Annotated in this window: 19 protein-coding genes; 10 read left to right on the top strand and 9 right to left on the bottom strand. The window is 70.5% G+C overall.

The genetic code is table 11. The features are described from left to right. Nucleotides 1–25: 25 nt before the first annotated feature. Nucleotides 26–1,207, top strand: coding sequence for a hypothetical protein (locus ACZ6Z4_RS19625; RefSeq protein WP_465565945.1), 1,182 nt, complete (start codon nt 26–28; stop codon nt 1,205–1,207). Then, nucleotides 1,207–1,470 (top strand): hypothetical protein, encoded by a 264-nt coding sequence (locus ACZ6Z4_RS19620; protein ID WP_465565942.1) that lies wholly within the window; start codon nt 1,207–1,209, stop codon nt 1,468–1,470. The genes ACZ6Z4_RS19625 and ACZ6Z4_RS19620 overlap by 1 nt, the downstream gene beginning before the upstream one ends. Here the strand turns inward: ACZ6Z4_RS19620 and ACZ6Z4_RS19615 are convergent. Further along, nucleotides 1,467–2,663: a glycine C-acetyltransferase gene (locus ACZ6Z4_RS19615; RefSeq protein WP_465565939.1), complete on the bottom strand. Its 1,197-nt coding sequence runs from the start codon at nt 2,661–2,663 to the stop codon at nt 1,467–1,469. The two genes, ACZ6Z4_RS19620 and ACZ6Z4_RS19615, sit on opposite strands and share 4 nt — an antisense overlap. Further along, a complete protein-coding gene (gene tdh, locus ACZ6Z4_RS19610; RefSeq protein ID WP_465566788.1) occupies nt 2,663–3,712 on the bottom strand; it encodes an L-threonine 3-dehydrogenase in 1,050 nt (349 codons plus the stop codon). The genes ACZ6Z4_RS19615 and tdh overlap by 1 nt, the downstream gene beginning before the upstream one ends. Nucleotides 3,713–3,818: 106 nt before the next feature. Here tdh and ACZ6Z4_RS19605 point away from each other — a divergent pair, with 106 nt between their 5' ends. The 5 genes from ACZ6Z4_RS19605 to ACZ6Z4_RS19585 all read left to right on the top strand — a co-directional run bounded on the left by ACZ6Z4_RS19605 (nt 3,819) and on the right by ACZ6Z4_RS19585 (nt 9,426). Further along, complete coding sequence (locus tag ACZ6Z4_RS19605; RefSeq protein ID WP_465565936.1) at nt 3,819–4,442, top strand: class E sortase; 624 nt, start codon at nt 3,819–3,821, stop codon at nt 4,440–4,442. Nucleotides 4,443–4,458: 16 nt separating this feature from the next. Beyond that, nucleotides 4,459–5,004 (top strand): orotate phosphoribosyltransferase, encoded by a 546-nt coding sequence (gene pyrE / locus ACZ6Z4_RS19600; RefSeq protein ID WP_465565933.1) that lies wholly within the window; start codon nt 4,459–4,461, stop codon nt 5,002–5,004. Between the two features lie 73 nt (nt 5,005–5,077). Continuing rightward, nucleotides 5,078–5,821, top strand: coding sequence for a LemA family protein (locus tag ACZ6Z4_RS19595; RefSeq protein WP_465565930.1), 744 nt, complete (start codon nt 5,078–5,080; stop codon nt 5,819–5,821). A gap of 200 nt (nt 5,822–6,021) precedes the next feature. Then, nucleotides 6,022–9,012: an AfsR/SARP family transcriptional regulator gene (locus ACZ6Z4_RS19590; RefSeq protein WP_465565927.1), complete on the top strand. Its 2,991-nt coding sequence runs from the start codon at nt 6,022–6,024 to the stop codon at nt 9,010–9,012. 36 nt (nt 9,013–9,048) lie between these two features. Continuing rightward, nucleotides 9,049–9,426: a hypothetical protein gene (locus ACZ6Z4_RS19585; protein ID WP_465565924.1), complete on the top strand. Its 378-nt coding sequence runs from the start codon at nt 9,049–9,051 to the stop codon at nt 9,424–9,426. Between the two features lie 9 nt (nt 9,427–9,435). Here the strand turns inward: ACZ6Z4_RS19585 and ACZ6Z4_RS19580 are convergent, their stop codons facing one another. Further along, entirely contained in the window at nt 9,436–10,152 is a 717-nt protein-coding gene (locus ACZ6Z4_RS19580) for a DedA family protein (protein ID WP_363670566.1), read from the bottom strand. A gap of 27 nt (nt 10,153–10,179) precedes the next feature. Here ACZ6Z4_RS19580 and ACZ6Z4_RS19575 point away from each other — a divergent pair, with 27 nt between their 5' ends. From ACZ6Z4_RS19575 to ACZ6Z4_RS19565, 3 genes are all read left to right on the top strand, one after another. Next, the gene (locus ACZ6Z4_RS19575; protein ID WP_465565921.1) at nt 10,180–10,848 is read left to right on the top strand and encodes a TrmH family RNA methyltransferase; all 669 of its coding nucleotides are present in this window, start codon (nt 10,180–10,182) and stop codon (nt 10,846–10,848) included. A 1-nt stretch (nt 10,849) separates the two neighbouring features. After that, complete coding sequence (locus tag ACZ6Z4_RS19570) at nt 10,850–11,650, top strand: endo alpha-1,4 polygalactosaminidase (RefSeq protein ID WP_465565918.1); 801 nt, start codon at nt 10,850–10,852, stop codon at nt 11,648–11,650. 137 nt (nt 11,651–11,787) lie between these two features. Next, a complete protein-coding gene (locus ACZ6Z4_RS19565; protein ID WP_363669705.1) occupies nt 11,788–12,051 on the top strand; it encodes a hypothetical protein in 264 nt (87 codons plus the stop codon). Between the two features lie 135 nt (nt 12,052–12,186). Here ACZ6Z4_RS19565 and ACZ6Z4_RS19560 read toward each other — a convergent pair whose 3' ends face one another. Genes ACZ6Z4_RS19560 through ACZ6Z4_RS19535 form a run of 6 tightly spaced genes read right to left on the bottom strand, consistent with a single transcriptional unit; the run spans nt 12,187 to nt 18,620 of the window. Then, complete coding sequence (locus tag ACZ6Z4_RS19560) at nt 12,187–13,926, bottom strand: FAD-dependent oxidoreductase (protein WP_465565912.1); 1,740 nt, start codon at nt 13,924–13,926, stop codon at nt 12,187–12,189. Then, nucleotides 13,923–14,795, bottom strand: coding sequence for an intradiol ring-cleavage dioxygenase (locus ACZ6Z4_RS19555; protein ID WP_465565909.1), 873 nt, complete (start codon nt 14,793–14,795; stop codon nt 13,923–13,925). Before ACZ6Z4_RS19555 ends, ACZ6Z4_RS19560 begins: the two co-directional genes overlap by 4 nt. Further along, entirely contained in the window at nt 14,792–15,997 is a 1,206-nt protein-coding gene (locus tag ACZ6Z4_RS19550) for a thiolase family protein (RefSeq protein ID WP_465565906.1), read from the bottom strand. Before ACZ6Z4_RS19550 ends, ACZ6Z4_RS19555 begins: the two co-directional genes overlap by 4 nt. Beyond that, complete coding sequence (locus ACZ6Z4_RS19545; RefSeq protein WP_465565903.1) at nt 15,994–17,052, bottom strand: maleylacetate reductase; 1,059 nt, start codon at nt 17,050–17,052, stop codon at nt 15,994–15,996. Before ACZ6Z4_RS19545 ends, ACZ6Z4_RS19550 begins: the two co-directional genes overlap by 4 nt. Continuing rightward, entirely contained in the window at nt 17,045–17,797 is a 753-nt protein-coding gene (locus ACZ6Z4_RS19540) for a CoA-transferase subunit beta (RefSeq protein WP_465565900.1), read from the bottom strand. The genes ACZ6Z4_RS19545 and ACZ6Z4_RS19540 overlap by 8 nt, the downstream gene beginning before the upstream one ends. Continuing rightward, nucleotides 17,790–18,620 (bottom strand): CoA transferase subunit A, encoded by an 831-nt coding sequence (locus ACZ6Z4_RS19535; RefSeq protein ID WP_465565897.1) that lies wholly within the window; start codon nt 18,618–18,620, stop codon nt 17,790–17,792. Before ACZ6Z4_RS19535 ends, ACZ6Z4_RS19540 begins: the two co-directional genes overlap by 8 nt.

Genomic DNA, 18,620 nt, shown 5'->3' with positions numbered 1-18,620 from the left:
TGCGCGGCCGGCCTTGCGGTCGAGTGTGCGTATTGGTCCGGGGCTGCTCAAGGGCCCGTCGGTCGTGCACATCATCGGCGACCGCGACACCCAGGCGTTCCTGCGCGTCGGTCCGCGGGAGGCGTTCCTGATGGCGCAGCTCGACGGCACCCGGTCGCTGGCCGACATCGGTGCCTCCTACGCGGAGCAGTTCGGCAAGCGGCTCGGACAGGCGCACTGGCAACAGCTGCTGGGGTTGCTGCACGCGCATGCGCTGATGGAACCGGCTGCCGCCGAGCAGCTGGACGCCGTACGGGAGAAGGCGGAGGTAGCGCGCCGTGCTGCCGGTAGGTCGCCGCTCCTGTGGCGACGGCCGCTACCTGGTGCGGCGGAGTTCGCCGTACGGCTGGCTGGACGCATCGGCTGGTTGCTGAACCCACTGGTCGCCGTACCGCTGGCACTGCTCGGTACGGCGGTCGCCGTGGCCGTGCTGCTCGACTGGGGCACGCTCTGGTCGGCGGTGACGGACTCACCCTCGCGCTGGGCCGCGACCGTGATCGGATTGACCGTCGGCTGGCTGGTGATCGCCGGGCACGAGCTGTTCCACGGCATCGCCTGCGTCCGGTACGGCGGCCGCCCGACCGAGATCGGGGTGATGTGGCGGTTCCCGATGATCGCGCCGTACTGCAAGGTCGACGACGTCGTCACCTTCCCGCGGCGCGGGCACCGGGTCGTCACCTCGTTCGCCGGGATCTACGTCAACCTGGTCGCGCTGATCCCGTTCGGCGCGCTCTGGTGGTGGGGGCCGCAGTCGGGCTGGTGGCACGGCCTGGCGGGTGCGCTGCTGCTGTTCGGTGTGGTCGCGGTGGTGGCGAACCTGGTCCCGGTGCTGAAGCTGGACGGCTACCACATGCTCGAGCACGCCACCGCGACGTCGAACCTGCAGGGGGAGTCGTTCCGGTTCGCCGGTGCGTTCCTGCGCCGTGGACCGACCGGCATCGCTCAGTACCCGCGCGGGGCCAAGCTGATCTACGCCGGGTACGCCGTACTGGCTACTGCGATCCTCGGGCCGGCCGTCGTGCTGCTGGTGCGCAGCTGGTACTTCAGCCTGGCGCACTGGTGGGGCCCTGGCGTTGCAGTCGCCGTATTGGTTGGTGAGGCCGTTGTCGTCGGCGGACTGCTGCGCTGGGCGATAGTCTGGAAGCGGAGAGCGACGGAGGCCGCCTGATGGAACTGCTGCAGACCCTGCTCGGTGTCCTGTTCGTACTGGGCCTCAGCTGCGGTGGCTGGCTGATCTGGGGCGTGAGCCAGAGCCGGCAGCGCAAGCACGAGCTGGCGATGGCCCGGGAGCGTGAGCTGACCAAGCGTGAGCAGCTGCGGATCGAGTCGGAGGAGCGCATCCAGGAGCGCGCCGACCGGATCTACCTGGACGCCGTCCGTGAGCACACCGGCCCGCCCTCGATCGAGGACGGGCCGGCGCCGAAGAGCTAGGCGGGCGCCTGAGGATAGGCCAGCGCAGCGCGAGCTTCGACGAACGCCGCGACCGCGCGCTCGACGTCTTCCGTGGAGTGCGCCGCGGACAGCTGCGTCCGGATCCGGGCCTTGCCGTGCGGAACCACCGGGTACGAGAACCCGATCACGTAGATCCCCAGCTCGAGCAGCTTGTCCGCCAACCGGCCCGCCTCGGCCGCGTCGCCGATCATCACCGGCGAGATCGGGTGATCACCCGGCAGCACGTCGAAACCCGCCTCGGTCATCTTGGACCGGAACAGCGCAGTGTTGGCAGCGAGCTTGTCGCGCAGGTCCGACGAGCCGCCGATCAGCTCCAGCGCCTTCAACGACGCGGCCGTCACCGACGGAGCGAGCGAGTTCGAGAACAGGTACGGACGCGAGCGCTGACGCAGCAGCTCGACGATCTCGGCGCGACCGGACACGTAACCACCGGAAGCCCCGCCGAGCGCCTTGCCGAGCGTCCCGGTGACGACGTCGACGCGGTCCTTCACGCCGAACAGCGACGGCGTACCGGCGCCGTCCGGCCCGACGAAGCCGACCGCGTGCGAGTCGTCGACCATCACCAGCGCGTCGTACCGCTCGGCCAGGTCGCAGATCTCGTCCAGCGGGGCGACGTACCCGTCCATCGAGAAGACGCCGTCGGTCGCGATCAGCCGGTAGCGCGCGTCGGCGGCGTCCTTCAGCTGGGCTTCCAGGTCGGCCATGTCGCGGTTCTTGTACCGGTACCGCTTGGCCTTCGACAGCCGGATGCCGTCGATGATGCTGGCGTGGTTGAGCTCGTCGGAGATCACCGCGTCCTCGGCACCGAGCAGCGTCTCGAACAGGCCGCCGTTGGCGTCGAAGCAGGAGCTGTAGAGGATCGTGTCGTCGGTCCCGAGGAAGTTGCTCAGGGCCCCTTCCAGGTCCTTGTGGATCTCCTGGGTGCCGCAGATGAAGCGCACCGAGGCCATCCCGAAGCCCCACTTGTCGAGCGCCTCGCGGGCGGCGGCGATCACCTCGGGGTGGTCGGCCAGGCCGAGGTAGTTGTTGGCGCAGAAGTTCAGCACCTGCTGGCCCGCGGTCGCGATGGCCGCGTTCTGCGGCGAGCTGATCACCCGCTCGGACTTGTAGAGCCCGGCGTCGCGGATCTCGCCGATGGTCGTGGTCAGGTCGTCGCGCATCCGGCCGAACATCAGTGCTTCTCCTCGTACGTCGGGGTGGTCCAGTCCATGATGACCTTGCCGCACTGCCCCTGCCGGGCGGTGTCGAAGGCCTGCTCGAAGTCGGCGTACCCGAACCGGTGGGTGATCACCGGGCCGAGGTCGAGCCCGCGCTCCAGCATCACCGACATCGAGTACCAGGTCTCGAACATCTCCCGGCCGTAGATGCCCTTGATGGTCAGCATGTTGAGCACCACCGTGCCCCAGTCGATGGCGATCTCGTCCGACGGCAGCCCGAGCATCGCGATCTTGCCGCCGTGGTTCATGTTGGCCAGCATGTCGCGCAGCGCGACCGGCTGACCGGACATCTCCATCCCGACGTCGAAGCCCTCGCGCATCCCGAGCTCGCGCTGGGCGTCGGCGATGCTCTCCTCGCCGACGTTCACCGCGCGGGTGACGCCGAGCTTGCGGGCCAGGTCGAGCCGGTAGTCGGACAGGTCGGTGATCACCACGTTCCGGGCGCCGGCGTGGATCGCGACCGCGGCGGCCATGATCCCGATCGGGCCGGCGCCGGTGATCAGCACGTCCTCGCCGACGACCGGGAACGACAGTGCGGTGTGCACGGCGTTGCCGAACGGGTCGAAGATCGCCGCCACGTCCAGGTCGACCGGGTCGCGGTGCACCCAGACGTTCATCGCGGGCAGTGCGACGTACTCCGCGAACGCGCCCGGGACGTGGACGCCGAGGCCGCGGGTCTTGATGCACAGGTGACGGCGCCCGGCCCGGCAGTTGCGGCAGCGGCCGCAGACCAGGTGACCTTCGCCGCTGACCACGTCACCGACTGCGACGTCGCGGACGCCGGCGCCGATCTCGACCACCTCACCGCAGAACTCGTGCCCGGTGACCATCGGGACCGGCACGTTCTTCTGCGCCCAGGCGTCCCAGTTCTGGATGTGCAGGTCGGTGCCGCACAGCCCGGTCCGGAGCACCTTGATCAGGACCTCGTCGGCCTCGATCCGCGGCTCCGGCACGTCCTGCAACCACAGGCCCGGCTCGTTCTTCGCCTTCACCAGCGCTTTCACTGCGTCCTCCTCGACGATCGCCGTCCACATCGTCGTCCCCGGCAACCACGTGCGTCCATCGACACGACGTACACAGGCTTTGCAGTCGATCTGCATACTGGTCGCCATGGGACGGGGGCTGGTCAGGGGTCTGGGGGTGCTGCTGCTGGTGGCCGGCCTCGGGGTGCTCGGGTGGGTCGGCTGGCAGTACTTCGGCACCGGGATCACGTCGAACCGTCAGATGGACCAGCTGGAGCAGGACCTGCGTCAGCGCTGGGACACCGATCAGGAGACAGCGCCTGCGCCCGGTACGCCGATCACGCTGCTGCGGATCCCGAAGTTCGGTGCGGACTGGGAGAAGCCGGTCGTCGAGGGCGTCGGCGAGGACGACCTGGCCCGCGGGATCGGGCACTACCCCGACACCGCGCTGCCGGGCGAGAACGGCAACTTCGCGATCGCCGGGCACCGGGTCACCCACGGCTCGCCGTTCCGCAAGCTGCTGGAGCTCCGCAAGGGCGACCAGGTGATCGTCGAGACCGCCGACGCCGTCTACACCTACGCGCTGGACGGCTCCCCGAAGGACCTGACCGTGAAACCCGCCGACACCTGGGTCCTCGACCCGGTCCCGGGCAAGCCCGGCGCCGCTCCGACGAAGCCGATGCTCACGCTCACCACGTGCCAGGACCTCTTCCACTCCCCGGACCGCTCGGTCGCCTTCGCCCACTTGGTGAGAACGGATCGAAAGCGCTGACTTAAGCTGTGGCCTCATGAGCTCAGATCGCGATGCCCTGCTGGACCAGGTGAAGAACAAGGCCGTCGTGCACGGGAAGGTGACGCTGGCCTCGGGCAAGGAAGCCGACTACTACGTCGACCTGCGCCGGGTCACCCTGGACGCCGAGGCGGCGCCGCTGATCGGCCCGCAGCTGCTGGAGCTTACCAAGGACCTCGAGTACGACGCCGTCGGCGGCCTGACCCTCGGCGCCGACCCGGTCGCGCTGTCGATGCTGCACGCCGCCGCCGCGCAGGGCCGCAAGCTGGACGCGTTCGTCGTCCGGAAGGCCGAGAAGGCCCACGGCCTCCAGCGCCGCGTCGAGGGCCCGGAGGTGAAGGGCCGCCGCGTCCTCGCCGTCGAGGACACCTCCACCACCGGCGGCTCGGTCCTCACCGCCGTCGAGGCGCTGCGCGAAGCCGGCGCCGAGGTCGTCGCCGTCGTCGTCATCGTCGACCGCGCCACCGGCGCCCAGGAGAAGGTCGAGGCCGAAGGCCTGGAGTACCGCTGGCTGTTCGGCCTGGACGACCTCGGCCTGAGCTGATCGGCGAATCCGCGGCACCGACCCACGGCGGCGTTAGAGTCCGAGGGAGTACCTCTACCTCGGGAGCAGGGAAATGACCGCAGTCATCATCGTGATCGTGGCGCTCGTCGTGATCCTGGCGATCGCGTTGATCGTCTCGTACAACCGGTTCGTGAAGCAGCGGAACCTGATTCAGGAGTCGTGGCGGCAGATCGACGTCGAGCTGCACCGGCGGTACGACCTGATCCCGAACCTGGTCGAGACCGTGCGGGCGTACGCCGCGCACGAGCGGCACGTGTTCGAGGAGGTCGCGCGGCTGCGGACCCAGGCGGTCGGGGCCGAGGGGGCGACGCCGGAGCAGCGGGCAGCGGCCGAGGGGCAGCTGTCGGGCGCGCTGCGGCAGATGATGATCTCGGTCGAGGCGTACCCGCAGCTGCAGTCGAACCAGAACTTCCTCGGGCTGCAGCGTGAGCTGACCGACACCGAGGACCGGATCGCGGCCGGGCGGCGGTTCTACAACGCCAACGTCGGCGACTACAACACCCGGATCGAGTCGTTCCCGTCGAACCTGATCGCCAACGGCTTCAAGTTCGAGAAGGCCGGCTACTTCGAGGTCAAGGACGAGAGCGTGCGCGCGGTCCCGCAGGTCTCGTTCGGGACGATCGGCTCGGTCGCCGGCGAGCAGGCCCCGCCGCAGATGCCGCAGGGAAACCAGTCCTCGGGCCAGATCCAGCCCCAGATGCCGGGCGGTCAGCAGCAGCTTCCGCCGCAGTCCGCCGGCCCGCCCGCCGGAGCCCCCGGCCCCCAGGACGGCCAGCCACCCTTCACCGGTTCCTAGACAAAATTCAGGCCCGGGGTGCGACGGCGATGAGTCCGTCACCCCCGGGCCTGCCCTCCCCCCGGTACCTGCCCCCAGACTGCCCGGCGCGCATACATCCGGCGTACATCGGGACGTACATCGTTTCCCGCGCAGCCTTCCCGGAGCGACCTCGGGATGCCACGATGGGGCGCGAACGGAACAGTTGAGAGGGCAGCCAAGTGGACAGTCTGAGGTACGAGATCCTCGGGCCTCTGCGGGTCGCGCACCTGCCGAACCAGCAGTTACGCGCGAGTAAGCCGCGTCAGCTGCTCGCCACCCTGCTCCTGCACCCGAACCGGTTCGTCTCCACCGACCTGATCGCCGACGCGCTCTGGGAGACCTCCCCGCCACGCTCCGCGACCGCCAACATCCGCACCTACGTGCGCGCGCTCAGAGCCGCGCTGCAGGACGCGGGCCTGCCCGCGCCGATCGACACCTCCGCGGCCGGCTACAGCATCGAGGTCGGCGTCGACGAGCTCGACTCCAGCATGTTCGAGTCGCTGCTCGCCGAGGGCGGCCACCTGCGCGACGCCGGTGACACCCGCCAGGCGATGCAGGTGCTGTCCCGCGCCTACGACCTGTGGCGCGGCCACCCGCTCTCCGACCTGGGCATCTCCTCGGCCTGGGAGGGCTCGATCGCCCGCCTGGAGGCGCAGCATCGCGGGCTGGTCGACAGTCTGCTCGACCTCCGTCTCCAGTACGGCGACCCGGCCGGCGCCGCCGTACTGCTGAGCGATCGCCTCACCGAGGACCCGTACGACGAGCAGCTGTGGCGCCGCCTCGTCGACACGCTCGTCGCCGCCGGCCGGACCAGCGAGGCGCGAGCGGCGTACACCAAGGCGGTCCGCACGCTCGCTGACGAGCTGGGCGTCGAGCCGGGCCCGGAGCTCGAAGCAGCCGGCTCCCGCGCCCAGAACAACCACACCGCGAACTGGCCGGACCCAGGCATCCCAGCAGCCCGTACGCCGAAGCAGGAGTCGGCCGAGCCGCCCGGTCCGATGTCCGCACCCGCTCTGACCGAGCCGCAGCGCCCGCCGTCGCAGTTGCCGCTCGACCTGCCCGACTTCAGCGGCCGCAGCGAGTACCTGGACCAGCTGCGCGACCTGGTCTGTGGCCGCGACCCGGTGCGCCCGCCGATCGCGGTGATCTCCGGAGCGCCCGGCACCGGCAAGAGCTCGCTGGCGGTCCGGCTGGGCCATCTGGTCCGGGAGTCCTTCCCCGACGGGCAGATCTACCTGGACATGCGCGGCGCCACCGACCCGCGCGACCCGGCCGGTGCGCTGACCGACCTGCTGCTCAGCCTGAACATGCCCGACTTCGCCGTACCGGCTGACCCGGACCGGCGGTCCGCGATGCTGCGCTCCGAGCTGGCCAGCCGTCGCGTGCTGATCATCCTGGACGACGTTGCGTCCGCCAGCCAGGTCGCTCCGCTCATGCCCGGCACCGGGGCTTCGGCGGTAGTGGTGACGAGCCGCAACCGGCTGATGGACCTGGCAGGTGCCGACCCGATCCCGCTGGACACGTTCGACGACGGTGAGGCCACCGAGCTGTTGCTGCGCGTCGCCGGCAACGGCCGGATCGACAGGGGTTCACCGGCCGCGGAGGAGATCCTGCTGGCCTGCGGCAACCTCCCGCTGGCGATCCGGATCGTGGCCAGCCGTCTGGCCCAGCGCCCTGACCTGAGCCCGAGCGAGCTGGCCCGGCGGCTCCGCGACGAGACGCACCGGCTGGACGAGCTGACCATCGGCGAGCTGGCCGTGCGGACGAGTGCTGACCTCAGCTACGACTCGCTGAGCCCGGAGGAGGCCCGGCTGTACCGGCTGATCGGCCACTTCGCCGTAGGTGAGTTCTCGGCGCGGGTGCTGGAGCCGGTGGCCAGCCCGGCCGTCGTACGGCGGAGCCTGGACAGGTTGATCGAGGTCAACCTGGTGCAGATCAGCTCGATCGACCCGACCGGCAAGGCTCGCTACCGGGTGCACGACCTGCTGCGGCTGCACGCGATCGGAGTCGGTGACGACGTCCAGAAGGCCGACGCGCTGAAGGACCTCGCCACGCTGCTCGACGCCTTGCTGGCCAAGGTACGGCGTGCAGCTGCGGCGCTGCCGTTCGGCTACTTCGGCAACCTCGACTACGAGGGCCCGCTGCTCTCACCGGACCCGCAGCCGTTCACCGACACGGATGCGATCGCCTGGTTCGACAGCGAGCGCAGCAGCTTCGTACCGGCTATCCGGGCCGCGGCCCAGAACGGTCTGCACGAGCACGCCTGGCGGCTGGCTGCCGCGTGGGGCCCGTACCTCGACATGCGGGCCGGCTTCGACGACTGGAACGAGTCGCACCAGCCGGGGCTGCTCAGCGCCATCGCCTGCGGCGACCGCCGCGGCGCCGCGATCCTGCACCGCAACCTCGGCCAGCTCGCGCTGTACCAGGACGACTGGGACGCGGCCTGGCAGCACCTGTCCACCGCAGCCGAGCTGTTCGCCGAGGTGAGGGACCGGTTCGGCGAGGGCATCGCGGCGGTCGGCGTCGGGACCTGGTTGCGTGAGCGCGGCCGTCCGGACGAGGGCCTGGAGCAGTACGAGAACGCGGTCCGCGCGTTCGTCGAGGTCGGGGACGCCAACGGCGAGGCGGTGGCGCGCAGCGCGGTCGCGTCGATCTGGCTGGCCCGCGACGACACGGTGACCGCCGGACGCTTCCTCGCCGAGGCGTTCCTGCTCGGCGTACGGCGGGGTGATCGGCACCGGGAGGCGAAGGTCCGCCGCCGGATCGCCACGCTGCGGGTCCGCCAGGACCGGCCCGACCAGGCCGTTCGCCAGTTGCAGGCCTCGCTGGCGATCTTCACCAAGATCGGCGACGACCACTGCGCGGCGTACGCGCGGGCCGATCTCGGGCGGGCGCTGGTCGCGGTCGGCGAGGACGCGGCGGCCCGCAGGATGCTGCTGGACGCGATCGAGATCGGGCACCGGCTCGGCGACCGCAGCGTCGAGGGCGAGGCGGCGTACCACCTCGGCCTGCTGCACGCGACGACCGGGAACGCCGACTTCGCGCGCCGCTACCTGCACCGCGCGGTACGCGCCTGGCAGCAGATCGGCAACGAGGCCCGGGTGACCCAGGCCCGCGAAGAAGTTCAAAAATTGAATGTACGGACGCTGTATGCGGGTGCGGAAGGCTGATCTCGCCACGGGGGGAGAAAGCTGATGGAGCGCCAGATGGCAGAGCGGGTGGCAAACCCGAGGGGGACGGAACCGGCCCTGGACTGGCAGTTGGAGCGGATCGGCTCCACGGCCTGGCAGGACTGGACGCTGAAGTTCCAGCGGATGGCGTTCGGTTACGCCAACGACAGCGGCTGGCACGACTCGGCCGACGCGCTGCAGTGGCTCGATCACCACGCCCTCCTGCGCGAGGGGGCGGCGCCACGGGGGGCGCTGGTCTGGTACCAGGCGGTGGACCGGATCCGGGTGGCCTGCTCACTCGGCTCCGGCCAGGTGATCGGGCCGCTGCCGTCCGGCGAGGTCGCGGTGGCCGCACTGATCACACTGAGCACGGACTACGTCTGGTCCGACCCGCACTTTCCGTTCGCCCACTAGGGGCGACGGTCACTCGTTGTTGATCTTCTCCATCACCGCGGTCCGCTCGGCCTCGGTGTCGTAGCGCTCGTCGTGGCCCTGGCCGTTGTCGTGCGCCTTGGCGCGGCGCTTGGCCAGCACGTACTCGACGATCATCGGGATGACCGAGACGAAGACCAGCAGGATCAGCGCCGACTCGAGGTGCTCGTGGATGAACTTGACCCGGCCGAGCGCGTGCCCGAGCAGCGTGACGCCGGTGCCCCACAGCACCGCGCCGATGCCGGTCCAGAAGAAGAACCGGCGCGGGTCCATCTTGCCGGCGCCCGCGGTGACGGTGATGAAGGTACGCACGATCGGCACGAACCGGGCCAGCACCAGCGCGCGCGGGCCGTACTTGTCGAAGAACGCGTGGGTGTCCTCGATGTACTTCGGTTTGAGGAACTTCGCGTTCGGGTTCTTGAACAGCGTCGTCCCGAGCGCGCGGCCGATGTAGTAGCCGGAGACGTTGCCCAGGAAGGCGGCGACGGTGAGCACCACGCAGGCCAGCCAGAGCGGGACGTCGATGGTGCCGAGCGCGACGAACAGGCCGACCGCGAACAGCAGCGAGTCACCGGGCAGGATCGGGAACAGCAGCCCGCACTCGATGAAGATCACCGCGGCGGTGCCCCACAGAGCCCAGTCGCCCAGCCAGTTCAGCAGGAACTCCGGGTCCATCCAGTTCGGCATGAGCATCGCCATCTGCATCATCACGCCGACAGGGTAGCGTCCCCACCTGTGCAAGAGGCTAATCGTGACAGTGCTGCTGACCTGGTCGGAGCCGATCTCGTCGGTCCCGCGGAGGTCGGGGTAGGACCTTGGGAGGGCGACCCGCCGGCCGATCCGCGGCTCGATCCGGAGCTGCTCGCCGGAGGCGACCGCCGCAACGTGGTCGACAAGTACCGGTACTGGCGGCTGGAGGCGATCGTCGAGGACCTGGACGCGCACCGGCACCCGTTCCACGTCGCGATCGAGAACTGGCAGCACGACCTGAACATCGGCTCGGTCGTCCGGACCGCGAACGCCTTCCTGGCCCGCGAGGTGCACATCGTCGGCAACCGGAAGTGGAACCGCCGCGGCGCGATGGTCACCGACCGCTACCAGCACGTCCGCCACCACCCGCAGCTCGCCGACCTGGCGGCGTACGCCGAGCAGCAGGGCCTGCCGGTGATCGGCATCGACAACCTGCCCGGCTCGGTGCCGCTGGAGACGTACCAGCTCCCCGAGGCCTGCGTCCTGCTGTTCGGTCAGGAAGGCCCCGGCCTGACCGAGGCCGCGCACGAGATCTGCACCGACGTGCTGAACATCGCCCAGTACGGCTCCACCCGTTCGATCAACGCCAGCGCGGCGGCGGCCATCGCGATGCACGCGTGGATCCGCCGTCACACCTTCGACCAGGAGCCGTGAGGTGCGGGCGTGGCTCGCCGTACTGCTGCTGTTGGTGACGGCGGGATGCTCCGGCACCGCTGACGATCCGGAGGCTGCTGTCACACCTCGTCCGAGCGGAGGGCTGTGGGTCCCGCAGCAGGGCACGGCGTGGCAGTGGCAGTTGTCCGGCGCGCTGGATCTGAGCGTCGACGTGCCGGTGTACGACGTCGACTACGAGAAGACGTCGGCCGCACAGGTGGCCGAGCTGCACGGCAAGGGCCGGCGGGTGATCTGCTACGTCAGCGTCGGCTCGTACGAGAACTTTCGGCCGGACCAGGCGCAGTTCCCGGCCGCCGTGCTGGGCAAGCCGCTCGATGGGTGGCCGGACGAGCGCTGGCTCGACGTCCGGCAGTGGGACCAGCTGAAGCCGTTGCTGGCCGCCCGGTTCGACCAGTGCCGGGCGAAGGGGTTCGATGCGGTCGAGCCGGACAACGTCGACGGCTACGTCAACGACACCGGCTTTCCGCTCAGCGCCGACGACCAGCTCACCTTCAACCGGCGGGTCGCCGCGCTGGCGCACGAACGCGGGATGGCGGTCGCGCTGAAGAACGACCTCGACCAGGTCGAGCAGCTGCAGCCGGACTTCGACTTCGCGGTCAACGAGGAGTGCATGCGGTACGACGAGTGCGACCTGCTGCGGCCGTTCGTCGCGGCGGGCAAGGCGGTGCTGCACGTCGAGTACGAGCGAGCGCCGGCCACGTTCTGCGCGAAGGCCCGGGAGCTGCGGTTCAGCTCGATGCGCAAACCGGTGGAGCTGGGAGCGGCGCGGCAATCCTGCTGAGCGTGTTTCGAGATCTGGCCGTAACTCTCGGCGCGCTGCGGCGTTGTTGGTGCATCAAGTCAGTCCCAACTCGGGCGGGGACGGCTCGTCACTGTGGCGTGCCGTACTGGGTGTGCGACGACGTGGGGGAGAAGACGGTGAGTTCTGGCCTGTACGCGCATCGACCGGAAGAACTGGACGAGATCGCGGTGGTTCCGCCTGCCCAGCGGGCAGCGATGCGGGAGACCGCGCAGATCTGGTCCGACCTGATCCACGAGCTCGCGACGGTGAAGGCGCTGACCGCGGCGGCGCTCGGCGCCTCCGACGACTCGGCGCGGGTCGCGATGCTGATGCTGATCGAGGCGGAGACCAACGAGGCGACCGCCCTGGCCCGGCAACTGCGAGCCGACCCGGCCGCCTGACTCGACCCACGCCTCGGCACCGGCGGGGACTTCGACCAGCTCGTCGCGGCGGCGTACGCCCGCGGTCTGAGAGACGAGCCCTGCCACTTCCCTCTCGAAGTGGCAGAGCCCGTCGTCGAAGCGCACAGCTGGAAGCTAGCGACCAAGGATCGCCGCGAACGCCGCCTGCAGAGCCTCGGTCGGATCGGCCGGTAGCTCGCTGGAACGGAAGGCGATGTGTGCGTCCGGCCGAACCACCAGGCAGCCGGTGTCCGGGATCTCGCGCAGCCGCGCCCAGTCGCCGTACAGGTCGTCGAGCTCGCGGCCGGGGCCGATCACGGCGGCCTCGATCGGCAGGCCGAGCGACTCCGAGACCGCCTGCGCGGCCTTCACCCACGACTCGCCGCCGATGCCGGTGAGCACGGTGAAGCGGCCCTTGCCGACCACGTCGAGCGTCGAGACCGTCTCGGAGCCGCGGGTCAGCCAGCAGTGCGGGATCCGCGCGCCCGGCCAGGTGGTCGGGTGGTAGTACAGCTCCGCGTCCCGCTCGTACGCCGGTTCGGGCGTCCCGTCCGGGACCACCGCCGACGACGCGTACCGCTGCCCGAGCTCGACCCCGTGCGCGTTGAACTCGTAGTCCTTCAGCTCGATCGCCTCGCGCAGTTCGTTGCGCTGGGCAACGCCTTCCGGAGTGTCGTCCTTGCGCGACTCGATGGTCCGCCCGGCCGGCGCGTCCGGCGTCATCCCGAGCGCCCGGAAGATCTGCCCGAACTGGGTGCGGCTCTTGTTCGCCCGCTCCACGATCTGCTGGGCGATCGGCACCCGCTCCTCGTCGTACGACGCCAGCAGCGTCGGCGCGGCCTGGCCCTTCAGCACCAGCGCGAGCTTCCAGGCCAGGTTGTACGCGTCCTGGATCGACGTGTTCGAGCCGAGCCCGTTGCTCGGCGGGTGCCGGTGGATCGCGTCGCCCATGCAGAACACCCGGCCGACCGACGCCTGCTCGGCGTACATGTGGTTGACGCTCCACACCGAGGTGCCCTTGAGCTTCACGTCGATCGTGTCGTCACCCACCAGGTTGTGCACGATCTCGGTCGCCATCGCCTCGTCGACGACCGGCGCCGGCTGGTTGATGTCGTAGCCCCAGACGATCAGCCACTCGTTCCACGGCCGGACCATCCGGATCAGCCCGGCGCCGATGCCACCGATCTGCGCGCCCGGCTGCAGCACCCAGTACAGGACGCTCGGCCGGTGCGCGACGTACTTGGACAGGTCGGCCTCGAAGACGATGTTCATCGAGCCCTCGATGTCCATCGCGCCGGCCATCGGCAGCCCGATGTCCTGCGCGACCTTGCTCCGGCCGCCGTCTGCGCCGATCAGGTACTTGGCGCGGATGTCGTACTCCGAACCGCTGAGCCGGTCGCGGACGTGCGCGGTGACGCCGTCCGCGTCCTGCTCCAGCGACAGGTACTCGGTGTCGAAGCGGACGCGGGCGCCGCGGCTGGCCGCCGTACTGACCAGGATCGGCTCGAACAGCGTCTGCGGCAGGTCGCACGGCAGTGTCGGCGAGGCCTCGGTGTAGTCGGCGAGCCGGCGTGGGTGCGTTCCCCAGGTCCGGATCCGGCCGATCTCCTCACCGGCGAGGCTGGTACAGAACGCGGTCTGGCCCATCAGCGCGTGCTCGGTGCCCTTGTCGATGACCTGGTCCTCGATGCCCATGTCGCGCATCAGCTCGACCGTGCGCTGGTTGGTGATGTGCGCCCGGGGCGTGCCCGCGGTCCAGCGGTACCGGTTCAGGACGACGTTGTCGATCCCGTACGACGACAGGAACAGCGACGCCGCGCCCCCGGCCGGGCCGCTGCCGACGATCAGGACGTCGGTCTCGAAGGAATCCGTCATCGGGTCTCCTCGGTGGTGGCCAGGACCAGGTCGTAGTGCACCGAGGCCCACGGCTGGTCGACCGCGCGGCCGTCCGGCGCCGTACCGGCCTCGTGCTGGGCGAACTCGGCGACCAGCGAGTCCTTGACGCCGAAGACGGCGTCGTTGGCCAGGTACTCGTCACCGGCGGCGAAGATGTGCGTGATCAGCCGGGCGAAACCGGGCGCGGTGACCATGAAGTGGATGTGTGCCGGCCGCATCGGGCCGCGGCCACCGGCCCGGAGCAGCTCGCCGACCGGGCCGTCGTCGGGGATCGGGTAGGCCACCGGGCGCACCGACCAGAACGAGTAGTTGCCTTCGGCATCGGTCGTGAAGTGGCCGCGGTTCTGCGGGACGCCGGCGTCCTTCTGGACGTCGTAGAAGCCGTCCTCGTCGGCCTGCCAGGTCTCCACCAGTGCACCGGCGACCGGCTGGCCCTTGGTGTCCAGGACCCGGCCGCTGACCAGGCAGGGCTCGCCCGGGGCGCCGTTGGCGATGTCGTCCCCGAGCTCGTACGCCGGGGAGCCCTCGACGAAGAACGGGCCGAACACGGTCGCGGCGGTGGCCTCCGGCGGGAGGTTGGTGTCCAGCCCGACGGTCAGCATCGACAGCCCGAGCACGTCGGCCAGCAGCACGAACTCCTGCCGGGTCGCAGTGGAGAGCTGCCCGGTCCGGGTCAGGAAGTCGATGCCGCGGAAGTACTCGTCCTCGGTCAGGTTCACCTCCTGCGCGAACGCGTGCAGGTGCCGCACCAGCGCACCCATCACTTCCTTGGTCCGCGGGTCGGGGCTGCCGTCGAAGCTCGCCACCACCTCATCGGTCAGGTTGTCGCTCATCTGCTCGCCTTTCATGCTTCGATCACCATCGCCAGTCCCTGGCCGACGCCGATGCACAGCGTCGCCAGGCCGTAGCCACCGCCGCGCCGGTGCAGCTCGTGCGCGAGGGTGGTGAGAATTCGGGTGCCGGAGCTGCCCAGCGGGTGCCCGAGCGCGATCGCGCCGCCGTTCACGTTGACCTTCGCGCGGTCCAGCTCGGGCCACTCGCCGAGGCAGGCCAGGCTCTGGGCGGCGTACGCCTCGTTGAGCTCGACCAGCTTCAGGTCGTCCCAGCCGATGCCGGCCTTGGCGAGCGCCTTGCGGGACGCCTCGACCGGGCCGATGCCGAAGTACTGCGGCTCGACGCCGTGCACCCCGCGGCTGACGATCCGGGCCAGCGGGTTGATCCCGAGCCGCTGCGCGGTCTGCTCGTCACCGATCAGTACGGCGGAAGCGCCGTCGTTCAGCGTGGAGGCGTTGCCCGCGGTGACCGTGCCGTGCTCGCGGAAGGCGGGCCTCAGCTTGGCCATGATCTCCGGCGTACCGCCCTCGCGGATCGACTCGTCGCGGGTCAGCGGCTGGGTCTTCGGCGGCAGGTACGGCGCCAGGTGCTCCCAGGGCACGATCTCGCCGTCGAACGTCCCGGCGGCCCAGGCCTTCGCGGCCTTCTCGTGCGACTCCAGCGCGAACAGGTCCTGCGCCTCGCGGGTGATCCCGTACTTCTCCGCGAGCTGCTCGGTCGCCTCGCCGAGCGACACCGTCCACTCCTTCGGCATCCGCGGGTTCACCAGCCGCCAGCCGAGCGAGGTCGACTCGGCCGTCATGCTGCCGTGCGGGAACGCGCGGTCGGGCTTCGGCAGCACCCAGGGCGCGCGGCTCATCGACTCGACGCCACCCGCGACGACCAGTCCGGCATCGCCGGTCTCGACCGCGCGGGCGGCCTGGATCGCGGCCTCGAGGCCGGAGCCGCAGAGGCGGTTGACCGTCGTACCGGGGACGCTGGTCGGGTAGCCCGCGAGCAGCGCGGCCATCCGGGCGACGTCGCGGTTCTCCTCACCGGCGCCGTTGGCGTTGCCGAGGAAGACGTCGTCGATCTCCGCGGGGTCGAGGCCGGGGTGCCTGACCAGCAACTCGCGCAGGGTGACCGCGGCCAGGTCGTCGGGGCGTCCGCCGGCGAGCGCGCCGCCGAGCTTGCCGACCGGGGTGCGGACAGCGTCGAAGAGGAAGGCGGCGGTCATGGTCGGTCTCCAGCCCAAGCGTGGACGAGCAGGTCGGTGAGTGTGGATTCGTCAACAGGCACAGGGTTTTCTGGGCGGCCGGCTGCGAATGTCCGGGCGGCTTCCCGGGCCTGTTCTTCGGTGAGGCCCAGGGCGCGGAGGCTGGTGGGAACACCTGTGGCGGTGAAGAAATCGTACAAGCCGGAGGCCAGATCCCCTGCCTGGATGGCAGATTCCAGCCGTGCTCCGGCGCGCGGCACAGCGGCCGCGTTGAGGTGTGCTACGTGCGGCAGGACCGCCGCGTGGGTCTCCGCGTGCGGGAGGCCGTAGCTGCCGCCGAGGAGGTGGCAGAGCTTGTGGTGCAGGCCGGTTCCGGCCGACGCGAGCGCCGAGCCGGCTAGGCTCGCGCCGTACAAGAGGTTGCCTCGGGCATCTAAATCGTGCGGGTCCTCGACGACGGCGAGCAGCCCGTCGTGGAGGGCGCGAGCGGCTTCGACGGCGAGCACCTCGGTGATCGGGTCGGCCTTCGGCGTCCAGGTGGCCTCGACGCAGTGGGCCAGGGCGTTGGCGACGCTGGCCGCGGTGACGGCGAGCGGGAGGCTGCTGCTGAGGACCGGGTCGTAGACGACGGTCCGGGGGAGTACGGCGAGGTCGGTGCCGGTGGTCTTGTGGCCGTCGGCGGTCTGGCCCCAGACCGGGGTCATCTCGGACCCGGCGTACGTGGTCGGTACGGCGAGGATCGGGAGGCCGGTGGTGAGCGCGATCGCCTTGGCCAGGCCGATCGCTGAGCCGCCGCCGATGGCCACGATCCCGTCGGCTGCGATCTCCTGAGCCTTGACACGCGCCGCGTCGGCGCGCTCGACCGGCACATGCTGGCGCACCTCGTCGATCCGCCCCGCGAACCGCTCACCCAGCCCCAGCTCGACGACATCCGCGGACTCCCGAGCCGACCCCGTGGCAATCACCAGCGCCCTGGAGACCCCAAGTAGCTTCACCTCACCGGCGACCTGATCCAAGGCCCCGGCCCCGAACACCACTCGGCTCGGAAGGCCTGTGTGCACAAAGGCCTCAGGCATCGATCGGCTCCCGGTTCCGCAGCTTCCTCAGTACGGTCAGCTCGTGCTCCGTCGGAGCCGGCACCTCTTCGATGCTGTCGGCAACCTTCAGCGGCCAGCCGGTCGCGGCGGTCGCCTGCTCGACGGTGACGCCGGGGTGCAGCCGGGTCAGCGTCAGCTCGTGGGTCACCGGGTCCGGCTCCAGTACGCCGTGGTCGGTGATCACCAGCGTCGGGCCGGTACCTGGTGCCTCGCGCTCCTGCCCGGTCGGCCCGTAGCCGACCGAGGAGACGAAGTCGACGGTCTCCACGAACGTCCGCGGCGACTGCTTGACGATGACGATCACCCGGCGCGCGGCGGCCGCGATCTCCGGCGCCCCACCGGCCCCGGGCAGCCGGACCTTCGGGTGCGCGTGGTCGCCGATCACCGTGGTGTTGATGTTGCCGAACCGGTCGATCTGCGCGGCGCCGAGGAACCCGACGTCGATCCGACCGGCACCGACCCAGAAGTTGAACATCTCCGGCACCGACACCACCGCGGTCGCGGTCGCGGCCAGGTCGTCGTCGCCGATCGACAGCGGCAGCCGGTGCGGCCGGGCGTCGATCGCGCCCGACTCGTAGACCAGCCGGCAGTTCGGTGCGTGCGTGTGCCGGGCCAGGTTCGCGGCCAGGTTCGGCGGGCCGACGCCGACCAGGCAGACGTCGCCGTCGTCCAGGGCCCGGGCGGCCGCGACGTTCATCATCTCGGCGCTGTCCCACTCAGGCATCGGCGTGCTCCTTCAGGTCGTTGTCCGCGGCCCAGGCCAGGAAGGCCTCCCGGTCCCGGGCGACGGTGTCCCAGCGCTGGTAGAAGTCGTTGTCGCGCACCGAGTAGCCGGCGGCGTACGACGGCCAGGCGCCGTTCGGCACCACACAGACCGCGCTCAGCACCCAGTTCGGCAGGATCACCGCGCCGGTCCGCTCGGGGAAGGTGTCGACGACCTCCTCGACGGTGACGATCGCGCGGTCCGCGGCCAGCACGGCCTCGCGCTGGACGCCGGTGATGCCCCAAAGCATCACGTTGCCGTCGCGGTCGGCGAGCTGCGCGTGGATCACGGTGACGTCGGGGTTGACCGCCTTCACCGCGGCCAGCTCCTCGCCGGTGAACGGGCAGGTGACCCGGGAGATGATGTCGCTCTGCTGCTCCAGGTCGGTGCCGCGGTAGCCGCGCAGTACGGCGAACGGCAGCCGCGCGGCGCCCGCGGAGTACGCGTTGGCGAGCCCGGCGTGGCTGTGCTCGGAGACGGTCAGCGGGTGCGGCCAGGCGTTCTCGACCGCGTCGCGCAGCCGGTGCAGCGAGCCGACGCCCGGGTTGCCGCCGTACGAGAAGACGAGCTTGTCGGCGACCCCGAGCCCGATCAGCTGGTCGTAGACCAGGTCCGGTGTCATCCGGACCAGGGTCAGGTGGCGGCGGCCCTGGCGGGCGATCTCGTGCGCGGCCGCGAACGGGATGAGGTGCGTGAAGCCCTCGAGCGCCACGGTGTCGCCGTCGTGCACGTGCGCGGCGACGGCTTCGGCCAGGGAGGTGATCGGTGCTGCTGGACTCGGCAT

The sequence above is a fragment of the Kribbella sp. NPDC104740 genome (assembly GCF_055583505.1).
The sequence above is the reverse complement of the archived record's forward strand: the minus strand, read 5'-3'. Positions and strand labels throughout refer to the sequence as shown.

Coding starts and splice junctions, on each gene's coding strand:
- ACZ6Z4_RS19545 (WP_465565903.1), bottom strand. CDS start 17,052: ATGCCTGAGGCCTTTGTGCACACAGGCCTTCCGAGCCGAGTGGTGTTC.
- ACZ6Z4_RS19540 (WP_465565900.1), bottom strand. CDS start 17,797: ATGCCTGAGTGGGACAGCGCCGAGATGATGAACGTCGCGGCCGCCCGG.
- ACZ6Z4_RS19580 (WP_363670566.1), bottom strand. CDS start 10,152: ATGATGCAGATGGCGATGCTCATGCCGAACTGGATGGACCCGGAGTTC.
- ACZ6Z4_RS19605 (WP_465565936.1), top strand. CDS start 3,819: ATGGGACGGGGGCTGGTCAGGGGTCTGGGGGTGCTGCTGCTGGTGGCC.
- ACZ6Z4_RS19595 (WP_465565930.1), top strand. CDS start 5,078: ATGACCGCAGTCATCATCGTGATCGTGGCGCTCGTCGTGATCCTGGCG.
- ACZ6Z4_RS19585 (WP_465565924.1), top strand. CDS start 9,049: ATGGCAGAGCGGGTGGCAAACCCGAGGGGGACGGAACCGGCCCTGGAC.
- ACZ6Z4_RS19615 (WP_465565939.1), bottom strand. CDS start 2,663: ATGTTCGGCCGGATGCGCGACGACCTGACCACGACCATCGGCGAGATC.
- pyrE (WP_465565933.1), top strand. CDS start 4,459: ATGAGCTCAGATCGCGATGCCCTGCTGGACCAGGTGAAGAACAAGGCC.
- ACZ6Z4_RS19550 (WP_465565906.1), bottom strand. CDS start 15,997: ATGACCGCCGCCTTCCTCTTCGACGCTGTCCGCACCCCGGTCGGCAAG.
- ACZ6Z4_RS19560 (WP_465565912.1), bottom strand. CDS start 13,926: ATGACGGATTCCTTCGAGACCGACGTCCTGATCGTCGGCAGCGGCCCG.
- ACZ6Z4_RS19620 (WP_465565942.1), top strand. CDS start 1,207: ATGGAACTGCTGCAGACCCTGCTCGGTGTCCTGTTCGTACTGGGCCTC.
- ACZ6Z4_RS19535 (WP_465565897.1), bottom strand. CDS start 18,620: ATGCCGAGTCCAGCAGCACCGATCACCTCCCTGGCCGAAGCCGTCGCC.
- ACZ6Z4_RS19555 (WP_465565909.1), bottom strand. CDS start 14,795: ATGAAAGGCGAGCAGATGAGCGACAACCTGACCGATGAGGTGGTGGCG.